The organism is Eubacterium barkeri (assembly GCF_900107125.1).
Lineage (GTDB): Bacteria > Bacillota > Clostridia > Eubacteriales > Eubacteriaceae > Eubacterium_O > Eubacterium_O barkeri.
In genome coordinates, this window is record NZ_FNOU01000003.1 from 153,957 (window position 1) to 172,480 (window position 18,524).

21 protein-coding genes and 1 tRNA gene are annotated in these 18,524 nt (G+C 47.9%); 8 read left to right on the forward strand and 14 right to left on the reverse strand.

What is annotated here, in order from left to right:
- Positions 1-19: 19 nt before the first annotated feature.
- The 9 genes from BLU30_RS03285 to BLU30_RS03325 all read right to left on the reverse strand — a co-directional run bounded on the left by BLU30_RS03285 (position 20) and on the right by BLU30_RS03325 (position 7,023).
- Complete coding sequence (locus tag BLU30_RS03285; RefSeq protein WP_090243430.1) at positions 20-1,444, reverse strand: hypothetical protein; 1,425 nt, start codon at positions 1,442-1,444, stop codon at positions 20-22.
- 271 nt (positions 1,445-1,715) lie between these two features.
- Positions 1,716-2,153, reverse strand: a complete 438-nt coding sequence (locus tag BLU30_RS03290; RefSeq protein ID WP_090243432.1) for a hypothetical protein — start codon at positions 2,151-2,153, stop codon at positions 1,716-1,718.
- Positions 2,150-2,980 (reverse strand): metal ABC transporter permease, encoded by an 831-nt coding sequence (locus tag BLU30_RS03295; protein WP_090243435.1) that lies wholly within the window; start codon positions 2,978-2,980, stop codon positions 2,150-2,152. Before BLU30_RS03295 ends, BLU30_RS03290 begins: the two co-directional genes overlap by 4 nt.
- Before the next feature lie 4 nt (positions 2,981-2,984).
- Positions 2,985-3,713 carry a metal ABC transporter ATP-binding protein gene (locus BLU30_RS03300; RefSeq protein ID WP_242873490.1) on the reverse strand — a complete coding sequence of 243 codons (729 nt, stop codon included), beginning with the start codon at positions 3,711-3,713 and terminating at the stop codon, positions 2,985-2,987.
- Positions 3,706-4,692 carry a metal ABC transporter substrate-binding protein gene (locus tag BLU30_RS03305; RefSeq protein ID WP_242873491.1) on the reverse strand — a complete coding sequence of 329 codons (987 nt, stop codon included), beginning with the start codon at positions 4,690-4,692 and terminating at the stop codon, positions 3,706-3,708. Before BLU30_RS03305 ends, BLU30_RS03300 begins: the two co-directional genes overlap by 8 nt.
- A gap of 92 nt (positions 4,693-4,784) precedes the next feature.
- Positions 4,785-5,096, reverse strand: coding sequence for a hypothetical protein (locus BLU30_RS03310; RefSeq protein ID WP_090243440.1), 312 nt, complete (start codon positions 5,094-5,096; stop codon positions 4,785-4,787).
- A gap of 355 nt (positions 5,097-5,451) precedes the next feature.
- Positions 5,452-6,087, reverse strand: coding sequence for a hypothetical protein (locus BLU30_RS03315; protein WP_090243442.1), 636 nt, complete (start codon positions 6,085-6,087; stop codon positions 5,452-5,454).
- 103 nt (positions 6,088-6,190) lie between these two features.
- Positions 6,191-6,703 (reverse strand): hypothetical protein, encoded by a 513-nt coding sequence (locus BLU30_RS03320; protein ID WP_090243444.1) that lies wholly within the window; start codon positions 6,701-6,703, stop codon positions 6,191-6,193.
- A 243-nt stretch (positions 6,704-6,946) separates the two neighbouring features.
- Positions 6,947-7,023, reverse strand: a tRNA-Pro gene (locus BLU30_RS03325).
- 108 nt (positions 7,024-7,131) lie between these two features.
- Between BLU30_RS03325 and BLU30_RS03330 the strand changes: the two genes are divergently transcribed.
- The 8 genes from BLU30_RS03330 to BLU30_RS03360 all read left to right on the forward strand — a co-directional run bounded on the left by BLU30_RS03330 (position 7,132) and on the right by BLU30_RS03360 (position 13,106).
- The gene (locus tag BLU30_RS03330; protein WP_090243446.1) at positions 7,132-7,716 is read left to right on the forward strand and encodes a YjbQ family protein; all 585 of its coding nucleotides are present in this window, start codon (positions 7,132-7,134) and stop codon (positions 7,714-7,716) included.
- A 15-nt stretch (positions 7,717-7,731) separates the two neighbouring features.
- Positions 7,732-7,881, forward strand: a complete 150-nt coding sequence (locus BLU30_RS14190; RefSeq protein ID WP_176770812.1) for a hypothetical protein — start codon at positions 7,732-7,734, stop codon at positions 7,879-7,881.
- A 6-nt stretch (positions 7,882-7,887) separates the two neighbouring features.
- On the forward strand, positions 7,888-8,367 hold the full coding sequence (gene rlmH, locus BLU30_RS03335; protein ID WP_090243448.1) for a 23S rRNA (pseudouridine(1915)-N(3))-methyltransferase RlmH: 480 nt from the start codon (positions 7,888-7,890) through the stop codon (positions 8,365-8,367).
- Between the two features lie 24 nt (positions 8,368-8,391).
- Positions 8,392-9,696 carry a glutamate-5-semialdehyde dehydrogenase gene (locus BLU30_RS03340; RefSeq protein WP_090243449.1) on the forward strand — a complete coding sequence of 435 codons (1,305 nt, stop codon included), beginning with the start codon at positions 8,392-8,394 and terminating at the stop codon, positions 9,694-9,696.
- A 19-nt stretch (positions 9,697-9,715) separates the two neighbouring features.
- Positions 9,716-10,435, forward strand: a complete 720-nt coding sequence (locus BLU30_RS03345) for an ABC transporter ATP-binding protein (protein WP_090243503.1) — start codon at positions 9,716-9,718, stop codon at positions 10,433-10,435.
- A 9-nt stretch (positions 10,436-10,444) separates the two neighbouring features.
- On the forward strand, positions 10,445-11,362 hold the full coding sequence (locus tag BLU30_RS03350) for a SufB/SufD family protein (protein ID WP_090243450.1): 918 nt from the start codon (positions 10,445-10,447) through the stop codon (positions 11,360-11,362).
- A 97-nt stretch (positions 11,363-11,459) separates the two neighbouring features.
- The gene (locus BLU30_RS03355) at positions 11,460-12,293 is read left to right on the forward strand and encodes a DegV family protein (RefSeq protein WP_090243452.1); all 834 of its coding nucleotides are present in this window, start codon (positions 11,460-11,462) and stop codon (positions 12,291-12,293) included.
- 75 nt (positions 12,294-12,368) lie between these two features.
- Entirely contained in the window at positions 12,369-13,106 is a 738-nt protein-coding gene (locus tag BLU30_RS03360) for a lysophospholipid acyltransferase family protein (RefSeq protein WP_090243455.1), read from the forward strand.
- Positions 13,107-13,149: 43 nt separating this feature from the next.
- On the opposite strand, the gene phnX is transcribed toward BLU30_RS03360, so the two are convergent.
- Genes phnX through BLU30_RS03385 form a run of 5 tightly spaced genes read right to left on the reverse strand, consistent with a single transcriptional unit; the run spans position 13,150 to position 18,444 of the window.
- Positions 13,150-13,935, reverse strand: coding sequence for a phosphonoacetaldehyde hydrolase (phnX, locus tag BLU30_RS03365; protein WP_090243457.1), 786 nt, complete (start codon positions 13,933-13,935; stop codon positions 13,150-13,152).
- 1 nt (position 13,936) lies between these two features.
- Positions 13,937-15,040 (reverse strand): 2-aminoethylphosphonate--pyruvate transaminase, encoded by a 1,104-nt coding sequence (locus BLU30_RS03370; protein ID WP_090243459.1) that lies wholly within the window; start codon positions 15,038-15,040, stop codon positions 13,937-13,939.
- 9 nt (positions 15,041-15,049) lie between these two features.
- Positions 15,050-16,036, reverse strand: coding sequence for an ABC transporter substrate-binding protein (locus BLU30_RS03375; protein ID WP_090243461.1), 987 nt, complete (start codon positions 16,034-16,036; stop codon positions 15,050-15,052).
- Positions 16,033-17,673: an ABC transporter permease subunit gene (locus BLU30_RS03380; protein ID WP_090243463.1), complete on the reverse strand. Its 1,641-nt coding sequence runs from the start codon at positions 17,671-17,673 to the stop codon at positions 16,033-16,035. Before BLU30_RS03380 ends, BLU30_RS03375 begins: the two co-directional genes overlap by 4 nt.
- Positions 17,674-18,444, reverse strand: coding sequence for an ABC transporter ATP-binding protein (locus tag BLU30_RS03385; RefSeq protein WP_090243464.1), 771 nt, complete (start codon positions 18,442-18,444; stop codon positions 17,674-17,676).
- Positions 18,445-18,524: the final 80 nt, after the last annotated feature.

Consider the following 18,524-nt stretch of genomic DNA (forward strand, 5'->3'; position numbering starts at 1 on the left):
GTTGCTCCTTCTTTCATTCCTATAGCTTGGGAAAGGCCTTTCCTGTGGTCATATCCTCCTGATGCTTCTTCTGGACCTGTTCATCGGCATCACCGTATTCCCTTAAAATGTTTTCACGCTCCAGGCTCCCGGCCTTATATTCCCGGGCCTTTTTCATCTGACTTCCTAAAAATCCATGGGCCTCAATATCGGCCATCTGACGTGCGGCATAAGTGGTTTCCGGATGCACCACCCGTGTGCGCATGGTGTTCAGAATACCATCCGAAAGCCCAAGATTTTGTTCCATCTCTGCCATATCTTCTAATATTTCCAGGGCCCAGGTCCGCATATCCACCAATTCTCCACTTCGTTTGATTTTAAAGCCTGGCTGGAGGCCGCCGACAGCGACGGCCTCTTCATTCAAAAGCCCCTCCTGCTGCCATTGGGGGTAGTCCTCCTCGGGCTTAATGAGCATATAGAGAATAAAGCGATGGACAAATTCCATATCAATTTTTGCGATGCCACAGGGATCGTATACGTTGAGGTCAATGGTGCGGATCTCCAGATACTTAATGCCGTCTTCCCTCAGGGATTCCAGAACATTGACCGCATCCCTGGGCTTCATCCGTATCTGGGTATAAAGCTCCTTGGCTGCGGAAAGATATCCTTTATCCACATAACCTTGAACATCCTCTGCAAAAGACGCCACAGAGGTATAGTCCGGGTACAGGGGAAAAAGGTTTTTATAGCCACAGGCTGAATTTCGAAAGGATGGGCCGGTAGTCTCCAGATAGGAACCAGCATCATCCACCGGGGACATCTGGGCCACACAATCTGGGATATAGCTCTTGTGCAGGCCAACACTACACCCGGTGAGATAGATAATGAGCCAACGGTATCGCAGATAATTGCGGACGATTTTCAGATAAACCGCATCTTTAAACGCCTGATGGCTATACTCTGGGGCAATGGCACGCCGAACCGTTTCAATGTCCTCATCCTTAAAGGAAAAATTCAAATGAATCCCTGAAATCAGCTGTTTCTTTCCACCATATTTTTCAATGAGCCCCTGGCGGTAAGCCATAGCACTCCCCGCATCGGGTCGTCCTTCGTAAATCGCAATGGGGATCGCATCGTCTTCAGGAATATCGCAGGGCATGGATTGAGGCCAGAAAAATTCATTCTCCGGCAGCACATCCTGTACTGCATCACAGAGCCAGGTTAAGGCCGTGTAGGCCTTATCAATGGTGTCCACGGTGGGGGTCACCACCTCGATTTGGCTTTCTGAAAAATCAGTGGTAATAAAGGGATTGATCAGCTTGTTCCCAAAGGGTTCCGGATGTAAGGTCGTTGCCAGCTTGCCTTCCGGCGTTACCCTTAGACCTTCGCGCTCAACGCCATAATCACCGCGCAAAAGCTCCTCGGGTGTTAATAAATCACGTAGTATTTTACAATTAATATTCATCGTTCACCTTGTATATTTTTAGCATATTTAGGTTATTATACCACAGAAACTTAAGGGATTCTAATAAATGAAAAGACCCTGCCACAGGGGTAGGGTCTTCAAGGAAGGCTGCGCTTTCAAATCTATTCATTAAAGTTTAGGAGAGAGTTAAATCTGTAAAAAGTGTACTGCAGCTTCCATTCCATCGATTTTGAGTAAGAGGAGTTTCAATCGATAAATAAAGTTTAACTCATCTAACTTATTTTGTCAATCCCTTTTGGGCTTTTTTTATTTATTTTAAGATTTTTACCGTCGTATGGGTTAAATGATAAAAGGTCGCCTTTGCCCCTTCGATTTTATAGCTCTGGAATTCTCCAGTTATCTCAATGGGTGTGCCCACCTCCGGGTAATCCTCGGGATAGCTACCTGTTTCCCATGTGAATTCCAGGGGCACCGAGCAGCATGCCGTCACGTCGGAAATTGGGGTATAAAAGCAAAAGTAATCCGTGTTTTTTGAGATAGCGACCTTGAACACCCCCTGGATCCGAATGGTTTTCCCCACATAATCCTGGGGTGCATTTAAAATCTGTACCGCTTGGGAGTACCCCAGGGTTTCACCCATTTGGGTTAAATCGTAATCCACGGGTTTGTTCATGCTCCCGCAACCGCTCAAAAAGAGAAGTAACAGTACAATGCACAATATTAAGCCACAGAATCTTTTTTTCTTCATCGCTGACCACCGATTCTGCCCATCCCATAAAACAGTAAAAACACCATCATCCCCATGACGACAATGGTGGCACCCACGGGGGTCGAAAACATGATGGCGGTTAGAATACCCATCACTGTGAAGAGCACTGAAAGCACTCCAGAGACTACCACCACCTGCTTAAAGCTGTGAAACAGCTGCATGGCGGAAAGCGTAGGGAAAACGATGAGCGCCGAAACCAACAAAGATCCCACCAAATTCATGGCCAGAACGATGATGGTCGCTGTAACGATGGCAATGAGAAGATTATAGGCCTTTGTATTCAGTCCCATGGCTTTGGTGAAGGTTTCATCAAAGGTCAGGGCAAAGATCCGATGGTAGAAAAAAACAAACACCAAAATAACAACAATGGATAAAACCAGACACTGCACCACATCCAATACGGTCAGCGTCAGGATGGAGGTCGAACCGAAAAGCGTTGTACAAACATCCCCACTGATATTGGCTGATTGGGAAAAGAGATTCACCAGGAGGTACCCCAAAGCCAAGGCCCCCACTGAAACCATGGCAATAGCGGCATCCCCCATGACACGCATCTGCTGGCCCCGTTTCAACAGGACGATGGCGGAAAGGATGGTCAGTGGCAGAATTACGACCATTTTATTTGTCAGCTGTAGGACCATGGCCACTGCCATGGCACCAAAAGCCACATGGGACAGGCCGTCCCCGATAAGTGAAAATTGCCGCAAAACCAAGGTTACCCCCAATAATGAAGCCGAAAGGGCAATGAGCACCCCTGCAACGAGGGCATATTGAACAAAAGGGTAGGTTAGATCGGTCAAAAGCATCTTTTTATACCTCCCTTTTGCTGGCGGCCAAATACGCCTTACCCACAGCACTCTTGACATAATCCTCCCGGCTGCCGTAAAACCGCGGAGAACGATCAAGATGAAGAATATGGCTAGTCTGTTGGACCACAGCCGTAATATCGTGGCTAACCATGATAATCGACACTCCCAGGGTTCGATTCAATTGCTTCACCAAGGTGTAAAAAGCCCCACGACTTTCGGGGTCCAATCCGCTGACCGGCTCATCCAAAACCAAGAGATCAGAGGCCGCACACAATGCCCGTGCCAGAAGCACCCGTTGCTGCTGACCCCCGGACAGTCTGCCGAAGGGCTGTTTTTCAAGTCCTGCGATGCCCACCTGCTCCATGGCATTCTGGGCAATCTGCCGGTCCATACCACTATAAAAGGGGCGATGCCCCATATGCCCCAATCGTCCGGATAACACAATTTCTTTCACAATCGCCGGAAAATTCCGGGATGCTCCCGTCATTTGGGGCAAATAGCCGACCCCCGAAGGACAAAGCCGCTCTCCCCACTGGATCTGTCCAGATATGGGAGGGATCAGCCCCAGCAGGGTTTTAATAAAGGTGCTTTTCCCCACACCATTTTCTCCGATGACACCGAGATAATCCCCGGAGTGGATGGCGAGGGATAATCCCTCCACCACCCGTTTTTTTTCATAACCCAGGGTAACGGCATTAAACTGAATTTGTAACATTTGCGTTCTACTCATTCAAGGCCCCTCGAAGTACCGATAAATTCTTCTCCATGATACCCAAATAGGTTTCTCCCTTGGAGATATCCGAGGCTGTGACGGATTGCATGGAATCTAAAGCCTGAATCTTTTGATTTTTAGCTTTGGTGTTTTCCACAATGGTCTTCGCAATTTTTTGATCGGAATTTTCAATGGTGAAAATGGTTGAAACTCCCGTGGCATCCACCTTTTGAGCCAAATAAGAAATGGTTTGAAAGCTTGCCTCGGACTCCGCCGAACACCCAACAAATGCGGCAGAATAGGTAATCCCATAATCATCCATAAGGTACCGGAAGGGAAAACGATCCCCAAAGATGACCACTTGATGCTTAGCCGCCGCTACCATCCTACTGTATTCTTCGTCCATTTCCGATAATTTCTCAACATACTCACCATCCCGTTTAATATACTCCTGGGCATGATCCCCATCCATCTGCTGGAGGGCTGTTGCGATGGCATTACAGGCAATCTTCGCATTTTTAAAGGAGAGCCAGATATGCTCGTCCAACTCCGGCTCATCATGGTCATGCTCCCCCTCCTCCTCGGTTTGCATTCCCTCGACAACCGCCTCCTCCTTTACTTTTTCAGCAAGTGCATCCATCAAGCGCAGCGTCTTTGGCTTTTTCTGAGCATCCGTCTTTAAAACCTTTTCCACCCAGTCATCGGATTCCCCGCCAATATAGATAAACAAATCGGCATTGTTGATTTTTTTAATATCCGCTGCCGTTGGCTGGTAGCTATGGAGATCCACGCCCTTATCCTGGAGCAGTGTCACCTCAATGGACTCCCCACGGTCTCCAAGGATCTGCCGGGTCCAATCGTATACGGGGAAGGTGGTACAGACAATATGAAACGCCTTTTTCTGCCCCCTTTCCGCCGACATGCCACACCCAGTGATTATTCCAAAGGCCATCATCCCAACACACAATAGCCCGATTATTTTCGTATAATATTTCAATTTTTTCCTCCAATTCAACATCATTTATTGACCAATAAATTTAAAAAAACGCACGTCAAAAAATCCCTTAACGGGAGACGGTACGTCCTGTTTTAGTTCAATAATTTAACCTTGAGGGAGACAGGGGTATCCCCGGATCGGCGATCCCCTCGAAATAAAAAGATACCGTGAAATAAAATGCAGCCAAAGACCAATGCCACGGCCTGTCCTGCCAATCCATCGCCGCCGGACAAAAGGTTCTGGCACGCGCTGATGGTATGGCATACCGGACAATCTGCTCCAGTACAGTGATGGTGGTCATTCAGAATGAGATGGGCAGCGCCCAGCATTGATAAAACCAATAGACATGACAAAAAAAGACTCACGCGACGTTCAATGCGCTGGCCCTGCGGTTGTTTCTCCACACCAAAGCACCCCCTTCTGATCGTTGGAATGTTTCAATTATATGAGATATTCGGAAAAAGTCAAGGTCCACTAACTTGTGTTTTAAGAAAGGAGCACCTCTAATTCGGTGAGTCATTCATTAAATAATTTGAGGGTATCTTTCAACATCCCGTCCGCTATAGACTATCTTATCCGCAATTTTCACTAGATAGCCTTCCTAAGTCCCCGGCTGATATTGTCCCCAAGGGCATCGGTGAGATCGAGATTCTTTAGTTTCTTAAAATCATTCTCTAACAGCTCAATACTAAATACTTGAACCGATAGCAATGTTATGAATTATATAATAAAAAGTATAAATAAGAATGATTGCACCTTTTATTTGAGAATTTCATAAGCATTATAACTTTCATGGACATTAATAGTTTTTAGTACACTCACCCCTAGAGATCTTGCTGAAAAATACCCTACCATCGCATCATAGGCAGTAAAAAGTCTCTCCTTCGAGATATCCTGGTTTATTTCATGTTTTGATCGATTATACACTTTCATAAATTGTAATAGATTCTCAATAATCATCGAATCCACATCTCCAAGTTTCTGCATCTTATAAATTGATTTCCCTAATGTTATCTGTTTAAATTTAAATACTCTGAATGGTTCTTTAGCTTTTAAATATAATCGACATACCGCTTCAAGATGCATACCAGACATTTGTATCACATAGCGCGCATTCATTCGAATATCTGTAATCTCGATTTCAGAACGTACATATTGAAGCGGTCTATAAAGCTCCCTTTTTAGTCCACTCGGAAATGGATTTTGTATAGGATCTTTGGGCAGACAATATCCACCGATTCCTCCAATTAGTTGATCTGCTTTCCATAATTGATCACAGCGATATTTCATCTCCAATCCTTTTTTTTGCAAAAGAAAAACATCGATACATTCTTTCGTCTTTTCCGAAAGCACAAAATCGTATAGCTTTTGCAGCTCAGGATGTGTTATTTTCAAAGGGACTACCTCCAACCAACTCAATCATCAGCAATAAGCTCTATTCTATACTGATATTAATGAATCATAAAAACACTTTACAATGATTTGCGTATTCCCCTTTTCACTCTCCCGTCGCATCATTAAATGCTGGGCTTCCTGGATCTCCCCAATCTGTTTTTCCCGAGGAGATGACCGTGCCATCTTCCCGGACCACGGCATAGATATCCAATATCTCCGTATTAATAGGGTGGCGCGCATTTTCAACCTGTTCGTAGGTAATCCGCTCCAGGGCAACTAAATTGCATTTCTCATTCTTGGATTTCCGGTCATACACCAACATTAAGGAAACGGGATTACCCTCCTCATCTGTAGACTCCTTGAGCAGTGCCTGGGCATTTCCCTTGGCATTATCTGCCCGGGTAAAATGCATTTCCTCCTGATTCGAAAACTCAGCATCATACACCTGGCGCAGCACATCCCCTGGGTTGACGTGACTTTCTATGGCCGCCTGCTTCTCTGCCACAAGACGTGCCGCCTCCTGGGTCTTGTAAATGCCATACCCAGCCAAAATCAGCACCAACGCTAAAACAATCAAGCCGATAATCCAGGGCCAAGACTTTTTGAGTAGGTTCATTTTCATTTCTCCTTGTATTCTATATCTAAGGGCATCTCCCGAAGGGAAGCTATACTTAAGCGTATTATATCAGGTGGTTAGCAAAAAGGAAAGCCCTGGGGGAAGTGCCACTTATGAGAATGAAATTGAGCTACCGAAGCTACGCTTCCATGATCTGCACCATACCTATACCCACGTGACGGACGCTATGCGCAAAAAAAGCCAGAGAACCGTTTGTTCCCTGGCTTTTTGCTTTTTATGAAATGGTCGGAGTGAGAGGATTTGAACCTCCGGCCTCATGGTCCCGAACCATGCGCTCTACCAAACTGAGCCACACCCCGATAAAATTAAAACTTAAATTGCAAACCAACGGAGTTTATTGTAATATAGAATGTATCTTAAATCAAGGTTTTTTTTAAATTTTATAAGAGATAATTGGAGAGTGTTATATGGAAATATTAACGTTTCAAATTGCAACCCATGAGGGAATGCTGGAAATAACCGATTTGGTCCGGGACTATGTCAATCGCAATCAAATCAAGGATGGGCTGATTATGCTCCAGGCCCCGGAAAAGTCCGTTGGGATAACCTTTGCCGATGCTGCTGATCCCAACATTGAGCGGGAATATCTCAAAAAGCTCAATCATATGCTGCCAAAGTACGACGGAATGCAATTCACGGGATGGTCCACCCCCGGAATCAAGGCGGCCTTCATTGGACAATCCATGCAGGTGATGATTCAGGGCGGCACACTCATTCTGGGGTACCAGCAGGGCATTTTTGTCGCAGACTTTGCCGGTCCCTCTGATAAACGCAGCCTCTTTATCAGCCATATTGGCACCACCTTGGCCGAGGGCGAACAGGCTAAGATTCCAGCGGTCCTTGCCCAGATGAACGCCCAGGTTGAAGCTGAAAAGGAAGCCGCACGGCTGGAACAGGAACGGGTAATTGCAGAAATGCGAGAGGAGTATGCCAAGCGTCAGGCTAACCTGAATGCAGCTGAAGACGAAATCGAATCCGATCGTCGATTATAATAAAAGGAGAAAACAATGCCAACAAGTAAAAAAAGTCCCCATAAACATACCCCAAAGAAAAAAGAAACGAATACCCACCAGACCATCAAGCCCTGGCACCGCATTGGTGCCCTGGTCCTGGTGGCAGCCCTTATTCTCAGCATGGTTGCCATGTACGCTTTTTAAATAACCGTGAAGATACGGATAATTTGCGTTGGTAAGTTAAAGGAAGCCTACCTTGGACAAGCCGCCGCTGAATACAAAAAGCGACTGAGCCGGTACTGTAAGCTAGAGATTCTCGAGGTGAAGGATGAAAAGGTCCCGGAGCGGCTAAGTGAGGCCCAGCGGGCCCAGGCCATCGCCGCTGAGGGGGAGCGGGTCCTCAGGCATCTGGAGGATAACGGCGCGGTCATCACCATGGAAATTGGTGCAAGGGCCTTGACCTCCGAAGCCTTTGCCGCCCGGATTGCTGATTTTGGTCTTTCAGGAACCAGCACCATTACCTTTGTCATTGGTGGATCCCTGGGCATCGCACCAGCAGTCCTAAAACGCTCAGACTTGTCCCTTTCCTTTTCCCCCATGACCTTTCCCCATCAGTTGTTCCGGGTCATGCTTCTGGAGCAGATTTACCGGGCTTTTAAAATTAACAACCACGAAACCTACCATAAATAGCAACTACGAAAGGAGCTATCCACCATGACGAATTCCTCCATGCAGGAGCGGGGCCATCTGGCCCGGCACGCCGGCATTACACTTTCAGCCACCTCCACAGAGGCCCGAAACCAGGCCCTGGCAGCTATTGCCGAGGCCCTGGATGCCGGACGAAGTGATATTCTTGCCGCCAACAGGCGAGACTATGAACGCAGTGTTTCCGAAGATTTAGCGGCCCCTCTTTTAAAACGCCTGACCTTTGATGACCATAAGGTGGATGATGTCATTTCCGGGATTCGCAGCCTCATTGAACTGCCCGATCCCGTGGGGCACACCCAAATGGCCAAGGAATTAGACAACGGCCTGGATCTCTATCGGGTGAGCTGCCCCATCGGCGTCATTGGGATTATCTTTGAATCCCGCCCCGATGCCTTTGTTCAAATTTCCAGTCTTTGCCTGAAATCCGGCAATGCGGTTCTGCTAAAGGGCGGCCGGGAAGCCCTGGAAACCAATCGCGCCTTAAACCAAATCATCCACGATGCCTCCGTGGCAGCCGGCATGCCCGAAGGCTGGATTCAAAACCTGGAGAGCCGGGATGAGGTCACTGAAATGCTGGCCCTGGATGACACCATCGATTTAATTATTCCCCGGGGCTCCAATGCCTTCGTCAAATATATTATGGACCATTCCAACATCCCGGTAATGGGCCACGCCGACGGGATTTGCCATGTGTACGTGGACGCAGAAGCAGATCTTCCCATGGCCGTGGATATCGCAGTGGATGCCAAATCCCAATACGTAGCAGTCTGCAATGCCGCCGAAACCCTGCTGGTCCACCGGGCCATTGCCCCCCAATTCCTCCCCGCGCTCAAGGCGAAGATGGATGCCGCAGGGGTACACCTTCTAGGGGATGCCGAGGTCCAGGCCATCATCGATGTGGATGCTGCCACCGAGGCAGACTGGTCCACCGAATATTTAGATTACATCCTCTCCATTAAATTGGTGTCTGATCTGGATGAGGCCATTGATCACATCAATCGCTATGGATCTGGCCATACCGATGTGATCATCACGACAGACGAAGCTGCCCAAAAGCGTTTCACCACCCTGGTGGATTCTGCCTGTGTCTTTGTCAATTGCTCCAGCCGTTTTTCAGACGGCTTTCGCTTTGGCTTCGGCGCCGAGGTTGGAATCAGCACCGCCAAGCTCCACGCCAGAGGGCCTGTGGGCTTAGAGGGACTCCTAAGCTATAAATATAAACTCATTGGCCACGGGCAAATCGTTGCAGACTACGCCGAAGGACGGGCATCCTTTACCCATCAGATGATGGATGCCACATGCCCTCTATAAACTAAAAATCGAGGTTATTATGTTAGAATTAAAAAATATTTGCTTTGAAGCTGAAGACGATCAAAAAGAAATTCTCAAGGACATTAATTTAAAGGTCCCTGGAGGCAAGTTTATAGTTATCACCGGACCCAACGGCGGTGGAAAATCCACCCTGGCCCGGATTATCGCAGGGATTCAGACGCCGACTAAGGGGCAGATCCTTTTTGAAGGACAGGATATCACCACCCTCAGCATTACCGAGCGGGCCCGTCTTGGCATCAGCTTTGCCTTCCAGCAGCCCGTTCGTTTCAAGGGGATTACCGTCCATGACCTCATTTCCCTGGCTGCCGGAGAAGCCCTTAACCAAAGCGAGGCCTGCCGGTATCTTTCCGAGGTGGGTCTGTGTGCCCGGGATTATATCGACCGGGAGCTCAACGAAAGCCTCTCCGGTGGCGAAATCAAACGGATCGAAATCGCATCCATTCTGGCCCGGGGGACCAAGCTGTCCATCTTTGATGAGCCTGAAGCCGGTATCGATTTATGGAGTTTTAAAAACCTCATCGACGTGTTTAAAAAGATGTATGAGACCATCAACGGCTCCATCATGATCATCTCCCATCAAGAACGGATCTTAAATATTGCCGATGAAATCATCGTGCTGGCCAGCGGAAAAATCATCAGCCAGGGTACCCGGGATGAGATTCTCCCCCGGCTGCTCACCGGTACGGATAAGGTGGACTTCTGTCCACTGCAGAAATAGGAGGACATCATGGATCAGATTGCAAAAGATTTATTAAAAGAAGTGGCCGGTATTGAAGGCGAACCCGATGGTGCCTTTAATATCCGTGAAAACAGTGGCTGTGCCGGACGAAATTCCACCGAGGCCATCCAGATCATCAGTAAGGAAGACGGCTCAGGTATTGATATCGTCGTCGCACCAGGTACCAAGAACGACAAGGTCTACATTCCCGCCCTGGTTACCTGCAGCGGTGTACACGATCTGGTGTACAATGATTTTTTTATCGGTGAAAATGCTGATGTCACCATTGTAGCCGGCTGCGGCGTCAGTACTGACGGCTGTGATGGCTCAGAACACAATGGTATTCACCGCTTCTTTCTAAAACCCGGATCAAAGGTTCTCTACCTTGAAAAGCACATCGGCTTTGGGGAGGGGTCCGGGGAACGGGTCATTAATCCCGAAACCTACATGGAGCTGGAATCTGGCTCCACCATGACTATGGAAACCACTCAAATTAAGGGTGTGGACTCCACTAAGCGGGTGTCCAAGGCCATCATTAAAGAGGATGCTACCCTGGTGATTAAAGAAAAGCTGATGACCCACGGCAGTCAATACGCCGAGACCGCCTTTGAAGTGGCCTTGGAAGGCGAAGGCGCCAGCTGCACCTTAAGCTCCCGCTCCGTGGCCCGGGATACCTCCAGGCAGCTCTTCCTCTCCAAAATAAATGGTAATAATCGCTGTGCGGGACATTCTGAATGTGATGCCATCATTATGGACCAAGGGGTCGTTTCGGCCATTCCGGAAATCACAGCCAACCACCTGGAAGCGGCCCTGATCCACGAGGCCGCTATTGGCAAGATTGCCGGGGACCAGATTATAAAGCTAATGACCCTTGGACTGACTGAGGCTGAAGCAGAAGCCCATATTATCGATGGTTTCTTGAAGTAACACGGATTTAATTGGGTGAAGCATTGCTTTTTTTGTCCTTGACGATTATACTATAGGATAGAATGAAACGCCCTCACGAGGGCATCAAGGAGCTGACATGGAAAGTAAAATTATTATGGATAGCTGCGTAGATTTTAACGACTCGGCCTTCAGCCCTGCCGTGGAATACCAACGCATCCCCTTTAAAATCATCATCGATGGTGAAGAAATCGTCGATCAAAATTTGAACACCTTCCTCCTCATTAATAAAATGAAGATGAGCAAGCACAAGATGACCACTGCCTGTCCGTCCCCCAAGGATTTTCTGGACGCAATGGACCCGGCCAAAGCCAACTACATCGTTACCATCTCCAGCAAGTTAAGCGGCTGCCATAACAGCGCCGTTATGGCGAAGAAAATGGCTGAAGAAGAAGGTATTACAGAAAATGTCTATATCTTCGATTCACTCTCTGCTGCCAGTGGTGAGGATTTGGTGGTGATGAAGATTAATGAGCTCATCGCCCGGGGACTTTCCCCCCAGGATCTCGTTCCCATCGTCCGGGATTATATTGCCAATATGACCACCTACTTCATTCTGAATTCCCTGGATAATCTGGCTAAGAATGGCCGCATCAGTCCTGCGGTGGCCCTCATTGGAAAAATGCTTAAAATTGTTCCCATTATGGGTTCCCGGGATGGGGAAATAGAATTGAAGGAAAAGGTCCGGGGCCGGAAGAAAGCATTCGCCCGATTGGTGGAAGTCATCACCACCGAGGTTCAGGATGCTGGTGAGCGGATTTTTGCCATTACCCATGTCCATGCCCTGGAACAGGCAGAAAAACTAAAGAACGCCATCCTGGATGCCAACTTATTTAAAGATGTGGTTATTTTTGAAGCCGGTGGCCTCAGCAGCTTTTACGCCGATAACGGCGGTATCGTCGTGTCCTATTAATGTACTCACCCAGGCCGCTTCGGCGGTCTTTTTCTTGTGTTTAATACCTGTTTTGTGATTGAAAGGAATCTATTTATGCGCGTCATTCCCTGGTTTATTTATTTTTGGCTTTATCTCATTGCACTCATTCCCAAGCACCGAAAGGCCGTGGCCCTGGGAAAGGCTGGTAATCGAAAGGCCCACGATGAACTGGTTCGTTCTGCTGTCCGACCATGGGCGCAATCCATGCTGACTTCTGCCGGAGGTCAGGTTACAGTCTGTGGCCTGGAAAATATGCCAAAGGGCCCTGCAATCTATGTATCCAACCACCTCAGCTACTGTGATATCCCGCTGATGCTCGGATATCTGGGTGACGATACCAAGCCCTTGGTCTCAAAAAAAGAGAATGAAAAAATCCCACTAATTAGGGGCTGGATGGAAGAACTACACTGTGTTTTCCTTCATCGGGATGATCCCCGGGCAGCTGTAAAGGATCTGGAGGAAGCGGCCCACTGGGTCAGTGAAGGCTACTCTATGGTAATTTTTCCGGAAGGGACCCGCAGCAAAGATGGAGAAATGGCAGACTTTAAAGCCGGTGCCTTTCGTATCGCCCAAAAGACCAAGGTACCCGTGGTTCCCGTGTGCATCCAGGGGACTAATGATGTCATGCGCCCCGGCAGCATCTGGATGCACAAGGCTCCTGTAAAAATGCAGATTCTCCCTCCCATCGATACCAGCACTTACGAAAAGGCCGATTGGCGGATGCTGCCTGAGCTCGCTGAAGAGCATGTTCGACATGGCCTGACCGCCATGTCCCTAGCTGCTCCCCAATAAAAAACACACCGATGGTATCCATTTGAATCCATCGGTGTGTTTCTTATTTCTGAGATTCTATCCGCTCTAAAAGTGGAATAAGCCTAGAAAAATCCTCAATGATATAATCCGCTCCAGCCTTCTGGTAAACACCGATGGTTCGCTGTCGATGACTCTGTTTTTCGGCATCGCTCAATGCTGAGAAAACCTCTTGAGACAGCCCCATGATGGAACTGCCATCCACGATGCCCACCGTCAACAAGCCCGCGGCTTTACCTTCATGAATATCTGAAACCGTATCGCCTACCTTAATAGCCCCTGACACCGCTGATACTGCCAATTTTTCTAAATTTTTAAAAATCATATAGGGATAGGGACGCCCCAGGCTGCCCACAGCATCCGGACTGAACCAACAATCCGGAGCGTACCCCTGTTTTTCTGCCTCTGAAACCACCACTGTCATCATTTCATCTGTATACCCTGTGGTGGAGCCAATTTTAAGGCCCTTGGCACGACAGGCCGCCACCCCTTCCAGTACCCCCGGTTTAGGGCTGGCATAATCCTTTAGAATCGCGAGAATTTCTTTTTCGCTCATCTGATAAACCGCATCCACATCCTCTGGCTTTGGTCCCATTCCATAAATCTTTTCCCATGCTCCAGCAATTCGCGGCATACCCAGCATGGCAGCAATATGGTCATGCTTAAGCATCCCCATGGGGCGACGAACTTCCTCCAATGAAGGTGTAATCCCAAAATGCCGGAAAGCCCTGATGAATGCTTCCACCGGAGCAAAACAGCCAAAATCCACGGTGGTTCCAGCCCAATCTAAAATAATCGCTTCAAGTCTCATTCTATTGACCCCCTTCCTTTTTTTCTTCGAGGAATGCGAATATGATGGCACACAGGGCATCAATATCTCCTTTGTATATTTCTCCGATGTTTCCAATACGGAAGGTTTCTGCATCCGTTACTTTTCCCGGATAAATGGCATATCCCCGCTCTTTGATATAATGGTACATCTCATTAAACGTATAACCGCAGCCTTCCGGAAAACAAAAGCTGGTGATAATGGGACCCTGATTTTGGGTAATATAGGTTTTAAAGCCCATTTCTTTCATTTTTTCAATTAATCGGGCATTGTTTTCCTGATATCGGGTATTTCTTGCTGCGATACCCCCGGCCGCTTCCATTTCTTCCAGAGCTTTGGAAAATGCCAGTACCGAATGAGTGGGTGAGGTATATCGCCATTTTCCGTCGATTTCCATGGTTTCCCATTGGTCATATAAATCCAGGCACAGGCTTTTGGCCTGGCCCTGGCATTTTTGCAGCGCGACTCTTTTACAGAGGATAAAAGAAAAACCGGGAACACCCTGAATACATTTATTACTGCTGCTGATCAGAAAATCAATGCCATACTCTGCCATGGGTATGACCATGCCACCAAAACTGGACATGGCATCCACAATGAAGGTCCTGCCCCTGGCTTTAACGACCTCGCCAATGGATCGGATATCATTGAGTATCCCTGTCGTGGTTTCATTATGCACCATGGCGACATGGGTGATTTCCGGCTCACCGTCCAAGCGCTTATCCAGGGCGGTGGCATCCGGAATACGATTATAAGGCATTTCCTCGATACTATAGTTCAGTCCGGCATATTTGGCCATTTCCTCCATACGCCTGGAATACACGCCATTACAAAGAATCAGGAGGTGATCCTCTGGCCCGACGGCACTAGTCAACACCGATTCTACGCCAAAGCTGCCACTGCCCTGCATGAGTACTGCAGTATAGTCTAATTCACCCACCATTGCCAAATCCAGTAGTTTCTTTCGAATTCTTTGGGTGATGGCTTTATAATCCTCATCCCAGGTGCAATGATCAAAGAGCATTTCCGCCTTTACGCCAGGGGAGGTTGTCAGTGGTCCGGGGGTTAATAATTTATAACTTTTCATGATGCCCCCCTATTTACAGGATTCCGATAAGGCTTGATGCTGTTTTAACAGCTCTACGGTCAAGGGTTTGCTGTATACTTTTGGCGTGCCATCACCTGCTGGAACACTTTCTCCTTGGTAGAGGGGAACCGGATAAATAGACAGTAGCTCCGGCCGTGCTTTTTCGATGATGCACTGGGCCATGGCCATGGCTTTATCCTGCTTTTCGCCGCCGCCATGGTTGACCACCGCCACGGATTCAGTCAAGATGTAGTTTCCCTCCATGGGATCCGCATAATCGATAGGAAGGCCGGACGCTTTATCTGCAACAGCCTGATGACGCAGCCCGAAGCCAATGGCGACTTCCCCTGCCCGCACCTTTTTAATGGGACCAGAACCCGAAGTTTCAATGTGATCCCCTGCATTATCGTAAATTCCTTTTAAAATAGTCTTGGCCTCTTCTTCCCCATATTGCTCAACAAGGGCCTGGATCATTAGCCAAGCGGTGGATGATCCCTGGATATCAATCATGGAAATCAGACCTTTGTATTCAGGCTTTGCCAAATCGGCAATGGCTGCAGGCACCGTTAAATTCTTTTCTTTTACCATTTCCGTATTGTAAATGATGGTTCCCTCCAAAGCCGTTACCGGAGAATAATAACCGGGATATTCTGAAAGAGCGCCTGTATCAAAGGTGAGATCCGTAAACATGCCGCTCTGAGCCTGGGCGCTTTCCAAATAAAATGAGCTCATGGTAACTAAGTCCGCTTCAATATCCGTTCCCTCAGCCATCAGTTTCCCACCCAGCTCCGAGGTGCCAAAGGTCTGAAAGAGATATTGACCGGAATAGCCGTTGCCATCCAGGGCTTTTTTCATTGCCTCTACGGCTTCATCATCGCCGTTACTGTAAATAACCACCTGATCCGAACTGGTGGTACCATCGCTGGCACATCCCGCTGAAAACAGCACCGTCATCCCCAGGATGATGGCGAAAAAACACATGACGATTCGTTTCATTGTAATACTCCTTGTCTTTTTTTCTGATATTTGATCAAAGCGAAGGTAATGCCCTTCACCAACAAGTTCGTCCCTAGAATCAAAAGAGAAAGAACGAACACTTCGTAAAAACTGCCATAATGCTGAAGCTCTTTAATCTTGGTCGTCAGCACCATTGTACGGGCCCCTGTCAGGAAAACCACCGCACTGATGGTGACCATGGCATTGATGAAATAATATTGGAATACTTCGACAATGGTCGCCCTGGCATTGGGGATGATGACCCGTCGCAGCGTAGCAAACCAGCTGTCTCCCATGAGCCGGGCCGTGGATTCCCAGGAATGATCCATTTTAGACAGGGCATTTTTTGCCATCATATAAGGCGTCGCAAAAAAGTGGACCATATTAGACAGGATAACAACGGCAAAGGTGTTTTGAAGAATACTGCCTTTAAAGCTCAGCATGAAAGCAATCCCCAGGACCATCCCCGGCAGGGTATTGGCCATGGTGGCCACACCCCGGATAAAATTCTTCAATCCCTTGGATACCGCACTTCGTTCCGTCACCACCGCTGCGCCAAAGGAAATCGCAACCCCAATGACCGCACTGCACACTGCTACCCACAAAGAATTAAGATAGATCTTGGTTAGAGCGCTATCTGCCAGCACCGCCTGATAGTGCTTCAGGGTGAGGGTGCAGTCATAGGGCCAGGCCTTTAAAGCCGGGATGATGAGGATGACTGCAAAAATTGACAGCAAGGCCAAATCCACAACCACTGCAAAGGCCCCTAAAAATATATCCCTCAGTGGATTTTTAGGCACTGTGACCTGGGATAAACCACTGTAAGACATATTGTACCGTTCCAAGGTGTTGATGATGACGATGCTGATTAAAGAAGGAAGCAGCATTATCAGCGCCACCACTGCCCCATTTCCAAAATCGGGGACGCTCCCCAGCATCTGATTGTACAAAGTAATCGCCACCGTATCAAAACGACCGGCCAAAGATGCCGGAATTCCATAATCTGTAAAGGCCAGAAAAAAGCACTGGATAAAAGAGATGGCCAAAGTCCCTGTCATGGGGCGGGCCACCGTAACCCAAAGGGTCCGCACCTTTGAATCCCCCATGACCCGGGACACCACGGAATAACGTTTATCGATATAACCCAATGTATTATTAATCAACAGAAAGGAAATCGGCAGGGTGTAAATAACATACCCCAGAAGCAACCCCTTGATTCCATAAATGCCAGCTTCTCCCCCGCCAATGAAGGGCGTCAGCATCCCCTGCTTACCAAAGGAATACATGATGGCAAAACCGTAAGTGATGGTAGGCAGCAGCATGGGCAGCACCGTTATGGTCCGTACACCGCGCTTTACCCATTCCGGAAGACGGCTATAGTGCAGGGCGTAGGCCATGATCGATGCAATACCTGTCGTTAGAAGGGCTGCCACACCAGAGATCCAAAGACTATTGACGAGTGCTACCCCAAAATTCGTCTCGGTAAATACTGTTTTGAAATGCTCAAGGGAAAGACCACTGCCATCCCAAAAGCATTGCCATAGCATCGCCGCCATGGGTATTCCCATAAAAACGAAAAAAATACCTGCAATAATAAGACCGATGATTCGAGGTTCTATATCCTTGTGTCGGAGCATTTAACTCACCTTGGCCGTCATGGGAGATTCCCCGCGATACAGCGACAGGATATTCTTCCGTTTAATTTCCAATTGATGAAGAATGAAGGTTTTCACAAAATCACTGGCTGGTGCCTTTAGGATTGCTTGGGGCTCCCCATGCTGGACAATCCGCCCACCATCTAAAATCAGCACCCGATCCGAAAGAGTCAAGGCCTCCTCAGGATCGTGGGTGACGATGATGGTGGTCAGGTCTAATTTCCGGGCAATGATTTTGATCCGTTCCTTGATGGATTCTTTGATAACACCATCCAATGCGCTGAGTGGTTCATCCAACAGCAGAATTTTAGGCTTCATGACCAGTGTCCGGGCCAGGGCTACCCGCTGCTTTTGCCCTCCGGACAATTGGCCGATTTCCTTATCCAGGTGTTCCTCTAAACCCAGGAGATGGATAAGGGCATCCACTTCTTCTGATGTGGATATCCCGGGCTTATTCCGAAGGCCGTAACGGATATTCTGTCTGGCATTCAAATGGGGGAATAAACCGTAATCCTGGAATACAATGTTAAATCCCCTTTTTTCCATGGGCAGATGGGTGATGTCTTCTCCTTCCATCTCTATGGTTCCACCATCCGATGCTACTAAACCGAGGATCAGGTTCAGCAGGGTGGTCTTCCCACTTCCTGAGGGTCCAAGAATGGATAATATTTCGCCTCTTTCTACTTCCAAATCGACATCATCCAGAATCTTTTTATCATCATAATATTTTTCAATGTGGTTGAGTTTCAGCATCGCTTCCTCCGTTTTCACCTTTTTACTTGGGCATCTATACTCTAGCACACCTTTTTACTAGAAATCATCAAATCTACACG

Bases quoted from the DNA above. Each gene is read 5' to 3' on its own strand.
- BLU30_RS03285 (WP_090243430.1), bottom strand. From the start codon at position 1,444: ATGAATATTAATTGTAAAATACTACGTGATTTATTAACACCCGAGGAG.
- BLU30_RS03290 (WP_090243432.1), bottom strand. From the start codon at position 2,153: ATGAAGAAAAAAAGATTCTGTGGCTTAATATTGTGCATTGTACTGTTA.
- BLU30_RS03295 (WP_090243435.1), bottom strand. From the start codon at position 2,980: ATGCTTTTGACCGATCTAACCTACCCTTTTGTTCAATATGCCCTCGTT.
- BLU30_RS03300 (WP_242873490.1), bottom strand. From the start codon at position 3,713: ATGAGTAGAACGCAAATGTTACAAATTCAGTTTAATGCCGTTACCCTG.
- BLU30_RS03320 (WP_090243444.1), bottom strand. From the start codon at position 6,703: ATGAACCTACTCAAAAAGTCTTGGCCCTGGATTATCGGCTTGATTGTT.
- BLU30_RS03330 (WP_090243446.1), top strand. From the start codon at position 7,132: ATGGAAATATTAACGTTTCAAATTGCAACCCATGAGGGAATGCTGGAA.
- BLU30_RS14190 (WP_176770812.1), top strand. From the start codon at position 7,732: ATGCCAACAAGTAAAAAAAGTCCCCATAAACATACCCCAAAGAAAAAA.
- BLU30_RS03340 (WP_090243449.1), top strand. From the start codon at position 8,392: ATGACGAATTCCTCCATGCAGGAGCGGGGCCATCTGGCCCGGCACGCC.
- BLU30_RS03345 (WP_090243503.1), top strand. From the start codon at position 9,716: ATGTTAGAATTAAAAAATATTTGCTTTGAAGCTGAAGACGATCAAAAA.
- BLU30_RS03350 (WP_090243450.1), top strand. From the start codon at position 10,445: ATGGATCAGATTGCAAAAGATTTATTAAAAGAAGTGGCCGGTATTGAA.
- BLU30_RS03355 (WP_090243452.1), top strand. From the start codon at position 11,460: ATGGAAAGTAAAATTATTATGGATAGCTGCGTAGATTTTAACGACTCG.
- BLU30_RS03360 (WP_090243455.1), top strand. From the start codon at position 12,369: ATGCGCGTCATTCCCTGGTTTATTTATTTTTGGCTTTATCTCATTGCA.
- phnX (WP_090243457.1), bottom strand. From the start codon at position 13,935: ATGAGACTTGAAGCGATTATTTTAGATTGGGCTGGAACCACCGTGGAT.
- BLU30_RS03370 (WP_090243459.1), bottom strand. From the start codon at position 15,040: ATGAAAAGTTATAAATTATTAACCCCCGGACCACTGACAACCTCCCCT.
- BLU30_RS03375 (WP_090243461.1), bottom strand. From the start codon at position 16,036: ATGAAACGAATCGTCATGTGTTTTTTCGCCATCATCCTGGGGATGACG.
- BLU30_RS03380 (WP_090243463.1), bottom strand. From the start codon at position 17,673: ATGCTCCGACACAAGGATATAGAACCTCGAATCATCGGTCTTATTATT.
- BLU30_RS03385 (WP_090243464.1), bottom strand. From the start codon at position 18,444: ATGCTGAAACTCAACCACATTGAAAAATATTATGATGATAAAAAGATT.